This window comes from Azotobacter chroococcum, from assembly GCF_004339665.1.
Lineage (GTDB): Bacteria > Pseudomonadota > Gammaproteobacteria > Pseudomonadales > Pseudomonadaceae > Azotobacter > Azotobacter chroococcum.
The window spans coordinates 1-15,045 of the sequence record NZ_SMMU01000061.1 but is presented as its reverse complement, the minus strand read 5'-3'; the positions used below and the strand labels follow the sequence as shown (position 1 = coordinate 15,045).

At 68.2% G+C, this 15,045-nt stretch carries 13 protein-coding genes; 6 read left to right on the top strand and 7 right to left on the bottom strand.

Going from position 1 to position 15,045, the window contains the following annotated elements; all coding sequences use genetic code 11:
* Positions 1 to 115: 115 nt before the first annotated feature.
* Both EV691_RS22190 and EV691_RS22185 read right to left on the bottom strand, forming a co-directional pair.
* Positions 116 to 1,030, bottom strand: a complete 915-nt coding sequence (locus tag EV691_RS22190; RefSeq protein WP_131298599.1) for a D-hexose-6-phosphate mutarotase — start codon at positions 1,028 to 1,030, stop codon at positions 116 to 118.
* A 103-nt stretch (positions 1,031 to 1,133) separates the two neighbouring features.
* Positions 1,134 to 1,532, bottom strand: a complete 399-nt coding sequence (locus EV691_RS22185) for an acyl-CoA thioesterase (RefSeq protein WP_089166902.1) — start codon at positions 1,530 to 1,532, stop codon at positions 1,134 to 1,136.
* Between the two features lie 266 nt (positions 1,533 to 1,798).
* Between EV691_RS22185 and EV691_RS22180 the strand changes: the two genes are divergently transcribed.
* The 6 genes from EV691_RS22180 to EV691_RS22155 all read left to right on the top strand — a co-directional run bounded on the left by EV691_RS22180 (position 1,799) and on the right by EV691_RS22155 (position 9,810).
* On the top strand, positions 1,799 to 2,767 hold the full coding sequence (locus EV691_RS22180; protein WP_131298598.1) for a phosphate ABC transporter substrate-binding protein PstS family protein: 969 nt from the start codon (positions 1,799 to 1,801) through the stop codon (positions 2,765 to 2,767).
* Between the two features lie 239 nt (positions 2,768 to 3,006).
* Positions 3,007 to 5,292, top strand: a complete 2,286-nt coding sequence (locus EV691_RS22175) for an ABC transporter permease subunit (RefSeq protein WP_131298597.1) — start codon at positions 3,007 to 3,009, stop codon at positions 5,290 to 5,292.
* A 22-nt stretch (positions 5,293 to 5,314) separates the two neighbouring features.
* Positions 5,315 to 6,985: a phosphate ABC transporter permease PstA gene (gene pstA / locus EV691_RS22170; protein ID WP_131298596.1), complete on the top strand. Its 1,671-nt coding sequence runs from the start codon at positions 5,315 to 5,317 to the stop codon at positions 6,983 to 6,985.
* A gap of 82 nt (positions 6,986 to 7,067) precedes the next feature.
* Positions 7,068 to 7,901 carry a phosphate ABC transporter ATP-binding protein PstB gene (gene pstB, locus EV691_RS22165; RefSeq protein WP_131298595.1) on the top strand — a complete coding sequence of 278 codons (834 nt, stop codon included), beginning with the start codon at positions 7,068 to 7,070 and terminating at the stop codon, positions 7,899 to 7,901.
* Positions 7,902 to 7,966: 65 nt separating this feature from the next.
* Positions 7,967 to 8,710 (top strand): phosphate signaling complex protein PhoU, encoded by a 744-nt coding sequence (gene phoU, locus EV691_RS22160; RefSeq protein ID WP_039801274.1) that lies wholly within the window; start codon positions 7,967 to 7,969, stop codon positions 8,708 to 8,710.
* Positions 8,711 to 8,841: 131 nt separating this feature from the next.
* Positions 8,842 to 9,810 carry a peptidoglycan DD-metalloendopeptidase family protein gene (locus EV691_RS22155; protein WP_131298594.1) on the top strand — a complete coding sequence of 323 codons (969 nt, stop codon included), beginning with the start codon at positions 8,842 to 8,844 and terminating at the stop codon, positions 9,808 to 9,810.
* 45 nt (positions 9,811 to 9,855) lie between these two features.
* On the opposite strand, the gene EV691_RS22150 is transcribed toward EV691_RS22155, so the two are convergent.
* The 5 genes from EV691_RS22150 to EV691_RS22130 all read right to left on the bottom strand — a co-directional run bounded on the left by EV691_RS22150 (position 9,856) and on the right by EV691_RS22130 (position 14,899).
* Positions 9,856 to 11,196 (bottom strand): hemolysin family protein, encoded by a 1,341-nt coding sequence (locus EV691_RS22150; protein WP_131298593.1) that lies wholly within the window; start codon positions 11,194 to 11,196, stop codon positions 9,856 to 9,858.
* Positions 11,197 to 11,253: 57 nt separating this feature from the next.
* Positions 11,254 to 12,576: a phosphate regulon sensor histidine kinase PhoR gene (phoR, locus tag EV691_RS22145; protein WP_131298592.1), complete on the bottom strand. Its 1,323-nt coding sequence runs from the start codon at positions 12,574 to 12,576 to the stop codon at positions 11,254 to 11,256.
* Between the two features lie 39 nt (positions 12,577 to 12,615).
* Positions 12,616 to 13,305 carry a phosphate regulon transcriptional regulator PhoB gene (phoB, locus tag EV691_RS22140; protein WP_131298591.1) on the bottom strand — a complete coding sequence of 230 codons (690 nt, stop codon included), beginning with the start codon at positions 13,303 to 13,305 and terminating at the stop codon, positions 12,616 to 12,618.
* A gap of 116 nt (positions 13,306 to 13,421) precedes the next feature.
* Positions 13,422 to 14,309: a 4-hydroxybenzoate octaprenyltransferase gene (gene ubiA / locus EV691_RS22135; protein ID WP_131298590.1), complete on the bottom strand. Its 888-nt coding sequence runs from the start codon at positions 14,307 to 14,309 to the stop codon at positions 13,422 to 13,424.
* A 29-nt stretch (positions 14,310 to 14,338) separates the two neighbouring features.
* Entirely contained in the window at positions 14,339 to 14,899 is a 561-nt protein-coding gene (locus tag EV691_RS22130) for a chorismate--pyruvate lyase family protein (protein WP_207390196.1), read from the bottom strand.
* Positions 14,900 to 15,045 lie beyond the last annotated feature (146 nt).

Genomic DNA, 15,045 nt, shown 5'->3' with positions numbered 1-15,045 from the left:
TGCCGCCATGCGGCGTTGCGGGTCTTGGCAAGGGAATGACCATTGCCGGCGCCCCGCGCCTTGCCTGGCGGCATTTGCCGCGGCAACGCGGCTCACGCCAAAACGTCAACAGGCCCTAGAGCGGCTCGCTCCACAGGCACAGGCCGAGGCTGGTGCTCTGGTCGGGGGCGAGTTCCACGGCATCCTCCAGCACGTTGGCCGTCTCGATGCAGAGCATGCGCTGCCAGGCGTCGTCGGCGAATTGCGAGAGGCGTGCGGCCTTGTCGATCCAGGGGTTCCAGACGATGGCCGAATGCGAGCCGCTGGCTTCGAGGCAGATCCGCCGCTTCCAGCCGGGATCGACCAGGTCGAGGCGCGGCGGGGTGTCCAGGTAGATGCGGTCGGTTTCGCCGGCGAACTGCAGGATGCCTTGCTGCTGGCGCTCGTCCCAGTCCTCCAGGGTTTCGATGTAGCGCAGGCCGTCGAGGCCCTCGACGCTCGCCTCGCGGATGTCGCTGACCGCCAGGTAGGTGTGCAGCGCCTGGCTCAGGGCGACCCGGTAGCTGCCGCGGTTGTGGGTGGTCAGGCGGAGGTCGAGGCGTTCGTCGAGGCGGATGGCGAGGGTCAGGTCGAGCGCGTGCGACCAGTCGGGCAGCTCGCCGGCCGCCGATTGCGGCAGGCTGAAGGTCAGGCTCACTGCGCCGTTGTCCCTGGCGATGTCCTGCAGCTGCCAGTCGCGGCCGCGCACCTCGCCGTGGGCCGGCGCCGGGGCGTGCCCCCCGCGCATGGCGCGCACGCCGGCCGGGTTGCGCGCCAGGTCGCCGAACCAGGGCCAGCAGATCGGCACGCCGCCGCGCACCGACTGACCCCGGCGAAACTCTGCCTGTTCGCTGAGCCAGATCAGCGGCTGTTCGCCATTGCGCTGGTAGCTGAGCACCTGGGCGCCCTGTTCGGCGACCAGCAGTTCGGCGTCGGCGGTCGTGATCCGCCAGCAGGGCAGATCGCCCATCTCGACCCGTTCGACCTGGGGGGCGGTGGTGTGTTGGTTCATGACGAGATCCTCGCAAGGCAAATAATTTGCTATTAGAGCCTGCGCAACGGATAAAGCTCCATCGCGCGGAAGGGGGGGCGCTCCGGCGAGGAGGACGGGGGCCCTAGCGGCGCGGCACCGCGCGGGTGCGGCCGCCGCCGTCGATGGCGACGAAGACGAACACCGCCTCGGTCACCTTGCGCCAGTCGCTGGACAGGGGGTCGTCGCTCCACACCTCGACCAGCATCTGGATCGAGCTGCGGCCCTGCTGCAGGAGCTTGGTATAGAAGGAAAGCTGGGCGCCGACCGCCACCGGCACCATGAAGGCCATGCGGTCGATCGCCACCGTGGCCACCCGGCCGCCGGCCAGCCGGCTGGCCGTGGCGGTGCCGGCCAGGTCCATCTGGGCGACCAGCCAGCCGCCGTAGATGTCGCCGAAGCCGTTGGCGTCGCGGGGCAGCGCGGTGATTTGCAGGGCCAGATCGCCCTGGGGCACCGGGTCGTCCTGTTCGAGTTCGTTCATGGGAGGTTCGTCGGGCGCTGAGCCGGCGGCAGGAAGGAGGCCCCGATTATAGCGGCAAGGCCCTGCGCCAGGCGAGAGCGACCGGTGCGGAAATGTCAAGCGGCAGCGCCGCGGCGCGTGCGGCGCTCTGTACCGGGGCCGGTGGGAAAAGTTCCCTGGGGTTGGCTAAGGTCATAAAGCTGTCATGTTTCATTCATAGATTGGTCACGCGGCCTTCCGATACTGGCCCGCGATCCGACCCATACCGTCCTGCTAGGGAGCAAGGCATGAAATTGAAGCGTTTGATGGCGGCCATGACGTTCGTCGCCGCTGGTGTAACGACCGCGAGCGCGGTTGCCGCCGTCGACCCGGGCCTGCCGGCCTACGAGAAGACCTCCGGCGTTTCCGGCAACCTGTCCAGCGTCGGCTCCGACTCGCTGGCCAACCTCATGACCCTGTGGGGCGAAGAGTTCAAGCGCCAGTATCCGAACGTCAACATCCAGATCCAGGCCGCCGGTTCCTCCACCGCGCCGCCGGCCCTGACCGAGGGCACCGCCAACTTCGGTCCGATGAGCCGCGCCATGAAGGACAACGAACTGCAGGCCTTCGAAGAGAAGCACGGCTACAAGCCGACCGCCGTACCGGTGGCCATCGACGCCCTGGCGGTGTTCGTGCACAAGGACAACCCGATCAAGTCCCTGGACATCGCCCAGGTCGACGCCATCTTCTCCGGCACCCGCCTGTGCGGCGGCGCCAAGGACATCAAGACCTGGGGCGACCTGGGCCTGACCGGCGAGTGGGCGGCCAAGCCGATCCAGCTGTTCGGTCGCAACTCGGTGTCCGGCACCTACGGCTACTTCAAGGAAGAAGCCCTCTGCAAGGGTGACTTCAAGCCCAACGTCAACGAGCAGCCGGGCTCCGCCTCGGTGGTGCAGTCGGTGTCCAGCACCCTGAACGCCATCGGCTACTCCGGCATCGGCTACAAGACCTCCAGCGTGCGCGCCGTGCCGCTGTCGAAGAAGGGCGGCGAGCCCTTCGAGGCCAGCGAAGCCAATGCCCTGGCCGGCAAGTTCCCGCTGGCGCGCTTCTTCTACGTCTACGTGAACAAGGCGCCGAACAAGCCGCTGAGCCCGCTGGAGGCGCAGTTCGTCAAGATGGTCCTGTCCAAGCAGGGACAGGAGGTGGTGGTCAAGGACGGCTACATTCCGCTGCCCAAGCGGGTCGTGGACAAGACCCTGAAGGATCTCGGCCTCTAATCCGGGTCTTCCCGCCCGGCACGGACGCCGGGGCTTGAGAGCGGGAGCGCTGTGCCCGTCACTCGTTGCGAGTGACGGGCCTTGGCACGTCATCGCTCTGTAATCTTTCTGTCATAGATGGCGATTAGAGTGCCGCCGGCCGACGGTCGTTGAAGTGACGGCGAACGAAGGCCAGGCCGCCAAGCCGGTGCAGCCGCTCCCGACGGCCAGCTGAACGCCCATGCAACCGAGCCCTAACGATGACCGACATGGCTAAAGACCTCTCCACCGCCGCTCTCCAGACGGCGCGCCTGGATTTCAATACGCCCGCCCTGCAACGCAAGCGCCGGCGCCGCGCCCTGCAGGACCGCCTGGCGCGCTGGTACGTCTCCGTGGGCGGACTGGCGGTGCTGGGTGCCATCACCCTGATCTTCTTCTATCTGGCCCAGGTGGTCCTGCCGATGTTCCAGGGCGCCGAGCTGAGCGCGCGCGGCGAGCCGCAGCGGCCGGCCTGGCTGGCCGAGCAGGGCAGGGCGCTGCTGATGGCGGTCGAGGAGCAGAACCAGGTCGCCATGCGCCTGGATGCCCGTGGCCAGGTGTCGTTCTTCGAGGCGGACGGCGGGAAACTGCTCAGCCAGGTCGCGCTGCCGGTTCCCGAGGGCAGCGAGATCGTCTCCCTAGGCCAGGACCAGCCCGGCAGCAACCGCCTGGTGCTGGGCCTCTCCAACGGCCAGGCGCTGGTGTTCGGCCATGCCTATCGGGTGACCTATCCGGATAACCGCAAGACCGTCAGTCCGCGCGTCGAATACCCGTTCGGCGAGGCGCCGATCCAGCTCGATCCGCAGGGCCGCCCGCTGCACCAGGTAGCGATGAACGTCGGCAGCGACGGGCTGCTGCTGGCCGGCTCGACCGGCAACCAGGTGCTGGCCCTGGAGCTGAGCCGCGAGGAAAACCTGCTGACCGGCGAAGTCACCCTGGGCGAACGGCGCCTCGAGCTGCCGCAGCTCGCCGAGCCGGTCAAGGCGCTGTTGATCGACCCGCGCCAGCTCTGGCTGTACGTGATCAACGGACGTTCCAGCGCCGATGTGTTCGACCTGCGCCAGCAGAAACTGAACGGCCGCTACAAGCTGCTCGCCGATCCCCAGGCCGAGGTGACCGAGGTGACCGCCCTGCTCGGCGGCATCTCGCTGATGGTCGGCGACTCCAGGGGCGGCATCCAGCAGTGGTTCATGGCGCGCGGCGAAAACGGCTCCGAGCTGAAGAACATCCGCGGCTTCCAGCTGGCCGACAGCCCCATCGTGCAGATCCTCCCCGAAGAGCGCCGCAAGGGCTTCCTCGCCCTGGATGCCGCCGGCAACCTGGGCGTGTTCCACAGCACCGCGCACCGCACCCTGCTGGTCGAGCCGGTCGCCGGGGCCGCTGCGCAGGCTGCCCTGTCGCCGCGTGCCGACCAACTGCTGGTCGAGTCCGCCGGCCGGCTGCAGGGCTTCGAGCTGGACAACCCGCACCCGGAAATCTCCTGGAGCGCCCTGTGGGGCAAGGTGTGGTACGAGAGCTATGACGAGCCCAAGTACGTCTGGCAGTCGACCTCGGCCAACTCCGACTTCGAGCCCAAGCTGAGTCTCTCGCCGCTCGCCTTCGGCACCCTCAAGGCGGCCTTCTACGCCATGCTGCTGGCCGCGCCCCTGGCCATCTGCGCGGCCATCTACACCGCCTACTTCATGGCGCCGGCGATGCGCACCAAGGTCAAGCCGGTGATCGAGCTGATGGAGGCGCTGCCCACGGTGATCCTCGGCTTCTTCGCCGGCCTGTTCCTCGCCCCCTACGTGGAGGCCCACCTGCCGGGCATCTTCAGCCTGCTGCTGCTGACCCCCTTGGGCATTCTCGCCGCCGCCTACGGCTGGAGCCGCCTGCCGGAAAGCATCCGCCTGCGCGTGCCGGACGGCTGGGAAGCGGCCCTCTTGATCCCGGTGATCCTCGCCGTCGGTGCCCTGGCCCTGGGCATGAGCGGGCACCTGGAGAGCTGGTTCTTCGGCGGCGACATGCGCCTGTGGCTGTCCAACGACCTGGGCATTCCGTTCGACCAGCGCAATGCCCTGGTGGTCGGCCTGGCGATGGGCTTCGCGGTGATCCCGAACATCTACTCGATCGCCGAGGACGCCGTGTTCAGCGTGCCGAAGAGCCTGACCCTGGGTTCCCTGGCGCTCGGCGCGACGCCCTGGCAGACCCTGACCCGGGTGGTCATCCTCACCGCCAGCCCGGGGATCTTCTCGGCGCTGATGATCGGCATGGGCCGCGCCGTCGGCGAAACCATGATCGTGCTGATGGCCACCGGCAACACGCCGATCATGGAGGCCAACATCTTCGAGGGGCTGCGTACCCTGGCCGCCAACGTGGCGGTGGAGATGCCGGAGTCGGAGGTCGGCGGCACCCATTACCGCGTGCTGTTCCTCGCCGCGCTGGTGCTGCTGCTGTTCACCTTCGTGATGAACACCGCGGCCGAGCTGATCCGTACCCGCCTGCGCAAGAAATATTCGTCGCTCTGAGTCCCGAGAAAGGTAGACGACCGTGAAACAGCAAAATCTGAAGACCTGGTTCAAGAGCGGCTCGCCCTGGGTCTGGTTCACCGGCGGCGGCGTGTCTATCGCGGTGATCATGACCATCGGCCTGCTGGCGCTGATCGCCGTGCGTGGCCTCGGCCACTTCTGGCCGGCCGACGTGCTGGAAGCCGACTACCGCATTCCCGGCCAAGAGGTCCGGGTGCTCGCCGGCGAGCTGGTGGAGGCCGAGGAGGTGCCGCGTGCGCGGCTGGCCGCCAGCGGTCTGCCAGTGGACGCCGCGGGCGGCGAGTTCATGACCCGCGAGCTGCTCAAGGTCGGCAACCGCGAGCTGTACGGCGCCGACTTCAGCTGGGTGGTCGGCGAATGGCTGGAGAATCCGCGCACGCCGGCGGAGCTGGTGGTGATCGAGCGCCGCGAGTGGGGCAACTTCTACGGCTACCTGCTCGGCGTGAAGGAGAGTGGCCGGCTGGTGGCCGAAGGCGAGGCCGCCTGGGCCGAGCTGCAGCAGCGCATCGAGCGGGTCGCCGAGCTGCACGGGCAACTGGCCCGCCTGGAGAAGAAGGATATCGGCCGCATCAACCACGGTCTCGAGCGGCTGCGCCTGAAGACCCGCGCGCTGGAACTCGACGGCGCGCTGGATGCCGCCGCCCAGGCCGACCTGGCCGCCGAGCGCGCCCAGTGGGACGCCAAATACCGGGAGCTGGAAGGCCGGCTGGTCGCGCTGCAGCAGGAGTTCAACCGTGACAGCATGCTGGTGCGCACGACCGACGGCCGCGAGCAGGAGATCAGCCTGGGCAAGGTGGTGCGTGCCTACCAGCCGAACGCCATGGCTAGCTTCGACAAGCTCGGCTTCTACTTCGCCAAGCTCTGGGAGTTCGTCAGTGACGAGCCGCGCGAGGCCAACACCGAAGGCGGCATCTTCCCGGCGATCTTCGGCACCGTGCTGATGACCCTGATCATGGCTGCCATCGTCACCCCGTTCGGGGTGATCGCCGCCGTCTACCTGCGCGAATACGCACGGCAGGGCCCGCTGACCCGGGTGATCCGCATCGCGGTGAACAACCTGGCCGGGGTGCCGGCGATCGTCTATGGCGTGTTCGGCCTCGGCTTCTTCGTCTACGTGCTGGGCGGCTCCATCGACCGGCTATTCTTCCCCGAGGCTGCGCCGGCGCCGACCTTCGGCACGCCCGGGTTGATGTGGGCCTCGCTGACCCTGGCGATCCTCACCCTGCCGGTGGTGATCGTCGCCACCGAGGAAGGCCTGGCGCGCATTCCGCGCGCCCTGCGCGAGGGTTCGCTGGCCCTCGGCGCGACCAAGGCCGAGACCCTCTGGAAGGTGGTGATCCCCATGGCTAGTCCGGCGATGATGACCGGCCTGATCCTCGCCGTGGCCCGCGCCGCCGGCGAAGTGGCGCCGCTGATGCTGGTCGGCGTGGTCAAGCTGGCGCCGAGCCTGCCGCTGGACGGCAACTACCCGTACCTGCACCTCGACCAGAAGATCATGCACCTGGGCTTCCACATCTACGACGTCGGCTTCCAGAGCCCCAACGTCGAGGCGGCCCGTCCGCTGGTCTACGCCACCGCACTGCTGCTGGTGCTGGTGATCGCCCTGCTCAACATGAGTGCGGTGTACATCCGCAACCGCCTGCGCGAGAAGTACAAGGCGCTGGAACACTAAACACCGGCTGGAAGCCGGCGGGCCGACCCCGCGAGGGGTGGCGGCCGCCGGCTTCGGGCTCCACGCTTGAACGGAGTGAGTCATGCGACACGAATCCCCCAGCCATGGCATCGACCTCGACGCCCTCGGCCGCAAGAAGCAGACCTTTGACCTCGCCAGCGAGCTGGTGGCCCTCGAGGTGCCCGGCCTCAGCCTGTTCTACGGCGAGAAGCAGGCGCTCCACGACGTCCGGATGAACATCCCGAAGCATCGCGTGACCGCCTTCATCGGCCCGAGCGGCTGCGGCAAGTCGACCCTGCTGCGCTGCTTCAACCGGATGAACGATCTGGTCGACGGCTGCCGGATCGACGGCGCGATCACTCTCGACGGGCAGAACATCTACCGCAAGGGCGTGGACGTCGCCGAGCTGCGCCGGCGGGTCGGCATGGTGTTCCAGAAGCCCAACCCCTTCCCCAAGAGCATCTACGAGAACGTGGTCTACGGCCTGCGCATCCAGGGCATCAACAAGAAGCGCGTGCTCGACGACGCGGTGGAGTGGGCGCTGAAGGGCGCCGCGCTGTGGGACGAGGTCAAGGACCGCCTGCACGAGTCGGCACTCGGCCTCTCCGGCGGCCAGCAGCAACGCCTGATCATTGCCCGTACCATCGCCGTGGAGCCCGAGGTGCTGCTGCTCGACGAACCCTGCTCGGCGCTCGATCCGATCTCCACCCTCAAGGTCGAGGAACTGATCTTCGAGCTGAAGTCCAAGTACACCATCGTCATCGTCACCCACAACATGCAGCAGGCCGCGCGGGTGTCCGACTACACCGCGTTCATGTACATGGGCAAGCTGATCGAGTACGGCGATACCGATACCCTGTTCACCAATCCGGCGCAGAAGCAGACCGAGGACTACATCACCGGCCGTTATGGCTAGTGGCCGGCTGACAGAAAACCGGGATTAAGCAGCTTGAAGCCTTCAGCTTTTGTGCGGAGCGAACCATGATCGACAAAGACAACCTTTCCCTGCATATCTCCCAGCAGTTCAACGCCGAGCTGGAGGACGTGCGCAGCCACCTGCTGGCCATGGGCGGCCTGGTCGAGAAGCAGGTCAACGATGCGGTCACCGCCCTGATCGAGGCCGACTCGGGACTCGCCATGCAGGTGCGCGAGATCGACGCCCAGACCAACCAGATGGAGCGCAGCATCGACGAGGAATGCATCCGCATCCTCGCCCGCCGCCAGCCGGCGGCTTCCGACCTGCGCCTGATCATCAGCATCTCCAAGTCGGTGATCGACCTCGAGCGGATCGGCGACGAGGCCACCAAGATCGCCAAGCGCGCCATCCTGCTCTGCGAGGAGGGCGAGTCGCCGCGCGGCTACGTGGAGATCCGCCACATCGGCGAGCAGGTACGCAAGATGGTCCAGGAGGCGCTCGACGCCTTCGCCCGCTTCGACGCCGACCTGGCGCTGTCGGTGGCGCAGTACGACAAGACCGTCGACCGCGAGTACAAGACCGCCCTGCGCGAACTGGTCACCTACATGATGGAGGATCCGCGCTCGATCTCCCGCGTGATCAACGTCATCTGGGTGCTGCGCTCGCTGGAGCGGATCGGCGATCATGCGCGCAACATCGCCGAACTGGTGATCTACCTGGTGCGTGGCACCGATGTGCGCCATACTGGGCTGGCACGCCAGAAGCCGGCAGGAGAGGCGGCAGCGGACGAAACGCCTGCCCAGGACTGAGGCCGGGAGAGGCCCTGCCGCTCGTCGGCCGGGGCGTCATCTTCGTCACAGGCTTGACCGGCCCGTCTCGCGATAAACGGGCGGCGCTGATAGTCTTCGCGCTCCGTCCATTCTTGTTGAGTCATGCATCGATGCTGGGACGACCGTTACTGTTCGCCGCTCTTCTTGCTCTGGCCGCACCGGCGACGGCCGTGACCATCTACAAGCACGTCGACACCAACGGCATGGTCAGCTACGGCGACCAGGCCCGTCCCGGGGCGCGGGTCGTCCACGTCATCCAGCCCGGGCGCGGATTGCGCGACCTGCGCAGTTTCAGCAGCCCGTCCGCCCCGGCGCGGCTGCCGGGACGGATGCCGCGCAGCGACGCGCCGGATGAGCGGGTGCGCCTGGATACCCTCAAGCATGCCGGCGGCCACACCCTGCGGGTGCAGAACGACATGTTCGCCCCGGTGGAGGTCGAGCTGAACCTGGACGGAGTCGGCAACGTCAGCGGCGCACCGGACCGGCCGATCCGCTGGATCGTCCCGCCGCGCAGCCAGATCCGCCTGGCCACCCTGGCACCGCGCGATCCGGGCAAGCCGATGCGCTATACCCCCAAGCTGCGCCACGCCCTCGGCGATCCGCGCCTGCGGCCGCTGCCGCACCGCTATCCGCTGCCCTGGCGCGGTGGCCCGTTCCGCCTGACCCAGGGCGCCAACGGCCAGTACAGCCATTTCACCCCCAAGGGCCGGCATGCCGTGGATATCGCCATGCCGGTGGGCACGCCGATCGTCGCCGCCCGCGGCGGGGTGGTGCTGCATACCGAGAACGACCAGCGCGGGCGCAGCCCCAACCCGGGCGGCAACCAGGTGCGCATCCTCCACGAGGACGGCACCATGGGCGTCTACCTGCACCTGCAGGAGGGTTCGGTGCGGGTCAGCGAGGGGCAGCGGGTCCAGGCCGGCACGCCGCTCGCCCGCTCCGGCAACACCGGTCGCAGCACCGGACCGCACCTGCACTTCGTGGTGCAGCGCAACGTCGGTCTGGCGGTGGAGTCGATTCCCTTCCAGTTCAACCAGCCGGTCAACGCCCTGCCGAACTTCGCCGTCGGCGGCGACTGATCCCCTCGGGCGCTGGCCGGAGCCGCTCCGGCCGCGCCACGTCTTTCAGCTCAGCCTCAGCACCTTGGCCAGCACGACCCTCGGCCCCTTCATCTTCTTGACGATGATCCGCAGGCCATGGGCTTCCAGCACCTCGTCTTCTTCCGGCAGGCGCTTGAGGGTCTCGTGGATCAGCCCGGACAGGGTGTCGGCCTCGACACCCGCCGGCAGGCTGATCTGCAGCAGGCGCTCGACCTTGAACAGCGGGGTGTCGCCGCGCACCAGCAGCTTGCCCGGCTGGTAGGCGACGATGCCGCGCTCAGCCTTGCGGTGCTCGTCCTGGATGTCGCCGACCAGCGCCTCCAGCACGTCCTCCATGGTCAGGTAGCCGACCACCTTGCCGTCGGCCTCCTCGACCAGGGCGAAGTGCGAGCCGCCGCAGCGGAAGCGCTCGAGCAGTTCGGTCAGCGGCATGTGCCGGCCGACCCGCTCGATCGGGCGGATCAGCTCGTCGAGCTTCAGCGCCGAGGGCAGCATCTCCAGCAGGGACAGGTGCATCAAGAGGTCCTTGATGTGCAGCACGCCGACGAAGCGCCCGGCGCCCTCGTCGTACACCGGGTAGCGGCTGTACTTGTGGCGGCGAAAGGTGCTCATGACCTCGTCCAGCGGCGCGCTGCGCTCCAGGTAGACCAGGTCCTCGCGGGAGTTGGCCCAGTCGACCACCTCCAGCTCGCCCATCTCCACCGCCGAGGCGAGCACGCGCATGTCCTGGTCGCCGGGGTCGTGGGCCCGGCTGGAGTAAAGGATCAGCTTCAGCTCGTCGAAGCTGTACTTGTGCTCGTGGTGAGCGCCCGCGCCGCCCTGGCCGACGATGCGCAGCATGGTGTTGGCGCTGGCGTTGAGCAGCCAGATCGCCGGGTACATCAGCCAGTAGAACAGGTACAGCGGCACCGCGGTCCACAGCGACAGCCGTTCCGGCTGGCGGATTGCCCAGGACTTGGGGGCCAGCTCGCCGACCACGATGTGCAGGTAGGAGATGATGAAGAAGGCGGCGAAGAAGGACACCCCGTGGACCAGCGCCGGCGTGTCGATGCCGAGCTTGGCCATGAGCGGCTCGAGCAGGTGGGCGAAGGCCGGCTCGCCGACCCAGCCGAGGCCCAGCGAGGCGAGGGTGATGCCCAGCTGGCAGGCCGAGAGGTAGGCGTCCAGCTGGTTGTGCACGCGGCGCAGGATCTGTCCGCTCCAGCCGTGCTGGCCGGCGATCAGCTCCACGCGGGTGGCGCGCAGCTTGACCATGGCGAATTCGGCGGCGACGAAGAAACCGTTCAGCAGGACGAGGAACAGGGCGAAGAGGATGAGGCCGAGGTCGGCGAAATAGGCGAAGTCGGTACTAGGGGAGGGGTCCATGAAGTGTTCGCGAAATGACTGACAAGAGGGGCCATATTAGGGCGTCGGGACGCACTTTCAAGAGGCGTTGCCGAGCGCCTGGCGCGCCGCCAGCTGGCTCGGTGGGAAGTGGCAGGTGAACAGGCTGCCCTTGCCGGGCTCGCTGGCGATCTCCAGGCGGCCGTTGTGGTGGATCAGCGCATGCTTGACGATGGCCAGGCCCAGGCCGGTGCCGCCGGTGCTGGCCGAGCGGCTGGCGTCGACCCGGTAGAAGCGTTCGGTCAGTCGCGACAGGTGCCGGGACTCGATGCCGATGCCGGTGTCCTGCACGCTCAGGTGCGCGCCGTCCCGGTCGCCCCACCAGCGGATGCGGATCTCGCCGCCGGCCGGGGTGTATTTCACCGCGTTGAACACCAGGTTGGAAAAGGCGCTGCCCAGCTCCGCCTCGTTGCCCTTGAGCGCCAGGTGCGGCTCGGCGTCGAGCAGGATGCGGTGGTCGTTCGTGCCGGAGAGGGCCTGGGCGTCCTTCACGATCGCCTGCAGCAGCGGCGCCACTGCGACCGGCTGGCTGGCCTGCAGGCTGTCGCTGGCCTCCAGGCGGGCGAGCAGCAGCAGGTCGTCGAGCAGGTGCTTCATGCGCTCGGCCTGCTGCTGCATCTGCTGCAGGGGGCGGCGCCAGCGCGGGTTGACCTCGTCGGCGTTGTCCAGCAGGGGCTCCAGGTAGCCGGCGATCACCGTCAGCGGGGTGCGCAGCTCGTGAGAGACGTTGGCGACGAAGTCCTTGCGCATCTGCTCCAGCTGGCGCACGTGGGTCACGTCGCGGACCAGCATCAGCTGCTCGCCGTTGCCGTAGCGGGTGATCTGCAGCTGCAGGTGGAGGCGGTCGTTGAGCGGCGAGGACAGCTCGAGGGGGGCCTTGAAGTCGCTCTGCGCCATGTAGGCCTTGAACTGCGGGTGACGGACCAGGTTGGTGATCGGCTGGCCGCTGTCCTGGGGGGTCTTCAGGCCGAGCAGGGTTTCCGCGGCGCGGTTCCACCACTCCAGATTGCCCTCGGCATCGAGCATGATCACCGCGTCTTGGAGGGCGGCGGTGGACTCCTGCACGCGGTCGATCACCGCCTGCAGGCGGCCGCGCACGCGCTGGTCGCGGCGCTGGATGTTGTAGAGGCCGTCGAACACCTCGCCCCACAAACCATGGCCGTCCGGCGGCGGCTCGTCGGGCTGGTAGGTCTTCAGCCAGTGGTGCAGGCGGATGAGCTGGTAGAGGTGCCAGGCGAGGTAGGTAGCCAGGCCGATGGCCAGCGACCAGCCGTAGTCGCCGTCGATCAGGCCGAGCAGCAGGCCGACGGCGGTGGGCGGCAGGAGGCTGCGCAGCAGCGGGCCGAGCCAGGTGGGTTTCACAGGGGCATCCTTGACCTTCGCGCCGCTTCGGCGCCGGGTTCAGCTCTTGGTGGAGAAACGATAACCGGTGCCGCGCACCGTCTGCACCAGATTCTCGTAGGCTTCGCCGAGGGCCTTGCGCAGCCGGCGGATGTGCACGTCGACGGTGCGCTCCTCGACATAGACGTTGCCACCCCAGACCTGGTCGAGCAACTGGCCGCGGGTGTAGGCGCGCTCCTGGTGGGTCATGAAGAACTGCAGCAGGCGGTATTCGGTGGGGCCCATCTCGGCCGGCCTGCCGTCGATGGTCACCCGGTGGCTGATCGGGTCGAGGCGCAGGCCGCCGACCTCGATCGGCGTTTCGCTGTCGCTGGGGGCGGTGCGGCGCAGCACGGCCTTCAGGCGGGCGACCAGCTCGCGCGGCGAGAAGGGCTTGGTGATGTAGTCGTCGGCGCCGACCTCAAGGCCCTGGATCTTGTTGTCCTCTTCGCCCTTGGCGGTGAGCATGATCAGCGGGATGCCGGCGGTCAGCTCGTCGCGCTTCAGGCGGCGGGCCAGCTCGATGCCGGAGGTGCCGGGCAGCATCCAGTCGAGCAGGATCAGGTCGGGCTTGCGGTCGACGATGACCGCATGGGCCTGCTGGGTGTTTTCCGCTTCGAGGCACTCGTAGCCGGCCATCTCCAGGGCAACAGCGATCATCTCGCGGATGGGGGCCTCGTCGTCGACGATAAGGATTGTCTTGCCGGCCATGGGCAGCTGTCCCGTTGTGGTTCCTGTCAGTGCAGCGCATTAGATAACGGAATTATTGCAGCCGTGTGACAGATAGAGGCGTGCGCGGGACCGCCGGGACTGGGCGAAGCCCCGGGCTAGAGGCGGTAGTCGAGGACCAGGCCGAGCAGGATCGCCAGGCCGGCCCAGTGGTTGTGCAGGAAGGCCCGGAAGCAGGCCTGCGGCTCGCGCCGGCGGGTGGCGGCAAACTCCCAGGCGAAGCACAGGGCGGCGGCCAGCAGGCCGAGGTGGAAGCTCAGGCCGAATTCCAGGCGCGCCCCGACCAGCAGCAGAAGGCCGAGGGACAGGCCCTGCAGGGTGAGGATGATCGCCCGGTCGGCGGCGCCGAAGAGGATGGCGGTGGACTTCACGCCGATCCTCAGGTCGTCCTCGCGGTCGGTCATCGCGTAGTAGGTGTCGTAGCCCACGGTCCACGCCAGGTTGGCGAGGTAGAGCAGCCAGGCCTCGAGCGGCAGGCGGCCGGTCGCGGCGCTGAAGGCCATGAGGATGCCCCAGGAGTAGGCCGCCCCGAGCACCAGCTGCGGCAGGTGGGTGTAGCGCTTCATGAAGGGGTAGAGCGAAGCCACCGCCAGGGCGCCGAAGGACAGGGCGACGGTCGTCGGGTCGGTCAGCAGCACCAGGCCGAAGCTCAGCGCCACCAGCACGGCGAACAGCGTCCAGGCCTCGCGCGTCCTGATCCGGCCGGTCGCCAGCGGGCGCTGGCGGGTGCGGCTGACGTGGCCGTCGAAGTTGCGGTCGGCGAAGTCGTTGATCACGCAGCCGGCCGAGCGCATGAGGATCACGCCGCCGGTGAAGATCAGCAGGTGCTTCAGGCTGGGCTGGCCGTCGGCGGCGATCCACAGCGCCCCGAGGGTCGGCCAGAGCAGCAGGTAGATGCCGATCGGCCGGTCCAGGCGCATCAGCTGGATGAAGTCCCAGGCGCGGGGGTGCAGGCGGTTCATCGATTGCAGCAGGGCGGTGTACATGGTCGGCTCTCCCGGACGGCTCCGGCGGATTATAAGGCGTCCGGGTCGATTCCCTGGTATTGCCAGAGCTCTGGCAGGAAGACCTCCGCGACCAGTACCGCCAGGTTCTCGCGGTGGAAACAGGAGCGGCGCCCCCAGAGTCCTTCACGGCGCACCGCGGCCGGCAGCCAGGCCGGCGGGTAGCGGGTCGCCTGGAGAGCGCCGCGCTCGAAGGCCGGATCGCTGAACAGCAGCTCGCCGAGCGGGCGGTGGCCCAGCTCAGCGAGCACCGGCGCGAAGCCCTCCAGGACCGCGCGTGCCGCCACGCTGCGGGCGAACACCCAGGGCCGCTCCTCGCCGAGCAGGTAGACCTCGCGCACCCAGCCTTCGCTGCCCGGCGCCACGCCGAGGGCGGCGCACTCGTCGTCGCGCAGGCTCTGCCAGCCTTCCGCCAGCGGGGTCACGGCGAAGCGGCCGGCGGAGAGGGCGGTCAGTCGACGGGTCAGCGAGCCGGTATCGAACAGCCAGTCGGCCAGGGCGGCCTGGAGGGCAGGAGTCAGCTGGTCGGCGCCGAGCCAGTGGAAAGCGGGGGCAGCGGTCACAGGGGGCATTCCGGCAGAGTGGGCGGGGAGGCGAGTCTAGGGCCTGTTGACGTTTTGGCATAGGCCGCGACGGCGGCCCGTTTGGCGCAGAACAAGGAACGAGGAGAGAAGTTTGGTCATTCCAAATGAACGACGAGCGACGCCGTGCTGCGCCA

Coding starts and splice junctions, on each gene's coding strand:
- EV691_RS22155 (WP_131298594.1), top strand. CDS start 8,842: ATGCTGGGACGACCGTTACTGTTCGCCGCTCTTCTTGCTCTGGCCGCA.
- phoB (WP_131298591.1), bottom strand. CDS start 13,305: ATGGCCGGCAAGACAATCCTTATCGTCGACGACGAGGCCCCCATCCGC.
- EV691_RS22175 (WP_131298597.1), top strand. CDS start 3,007: ATGACCGACATGGCTAAAGACCTCTCCACCGCCGCTCTCCAGACGGCG.
- EV691_RS22185 (WP_089166902.1), bottom strand. CDS start 1,532: ATGAACGAACTCGAACAGGACGACCCGGTGCCCCAGGGCGATCTGGCC.
- pstB (WP_131298595.1), top strand. CDS start 7,068: ATGCGACACGAATCCCCCAGCCATGGCATCGACCTCGACGCCCTCGGC.
- ubiA (WP_131298590.1), bottom strand. CDS start 14,309: ATGTACACCGCCCTGCTGCAATCGATGAACCGCCTGCACCCCCGCGCC.
- EV691_RS22150 (WP_131298593.1), bottom strand. CDS start 11,196: ATGGACCCCTCCCCTAGTACCGACTTCGCCTATTTCGCCGACCTCGGC.
- phoU (WP_039801274.1), top strand. CDS start 7,967: ATGATCGACAAAGACAACCTTTCCCTGCATATCTCCCAGCAGTTCAAC.
- EV691_RS22190 (WP_131298599.1), bottom strand. CDS start 1,030: ATGAACCAACACACCACCGCCCCCCAGGTCGAACGGGTCGAGATGGGC.
- EV691_RS22180 (WP_131298598.1), top strand. CDS start 1,799: ATGAAATTGAAGCGTTTGATGGCGGCCATGACGTTCGTCGCCGCTGGT.
- EV691_RS22130 (WP_207390196.1), bottom strand. CDS start 14,899: ATGCCCCCTGTGACCGCTGCCCCCGCTTTCCACTGGCTCGGCGCCGAC.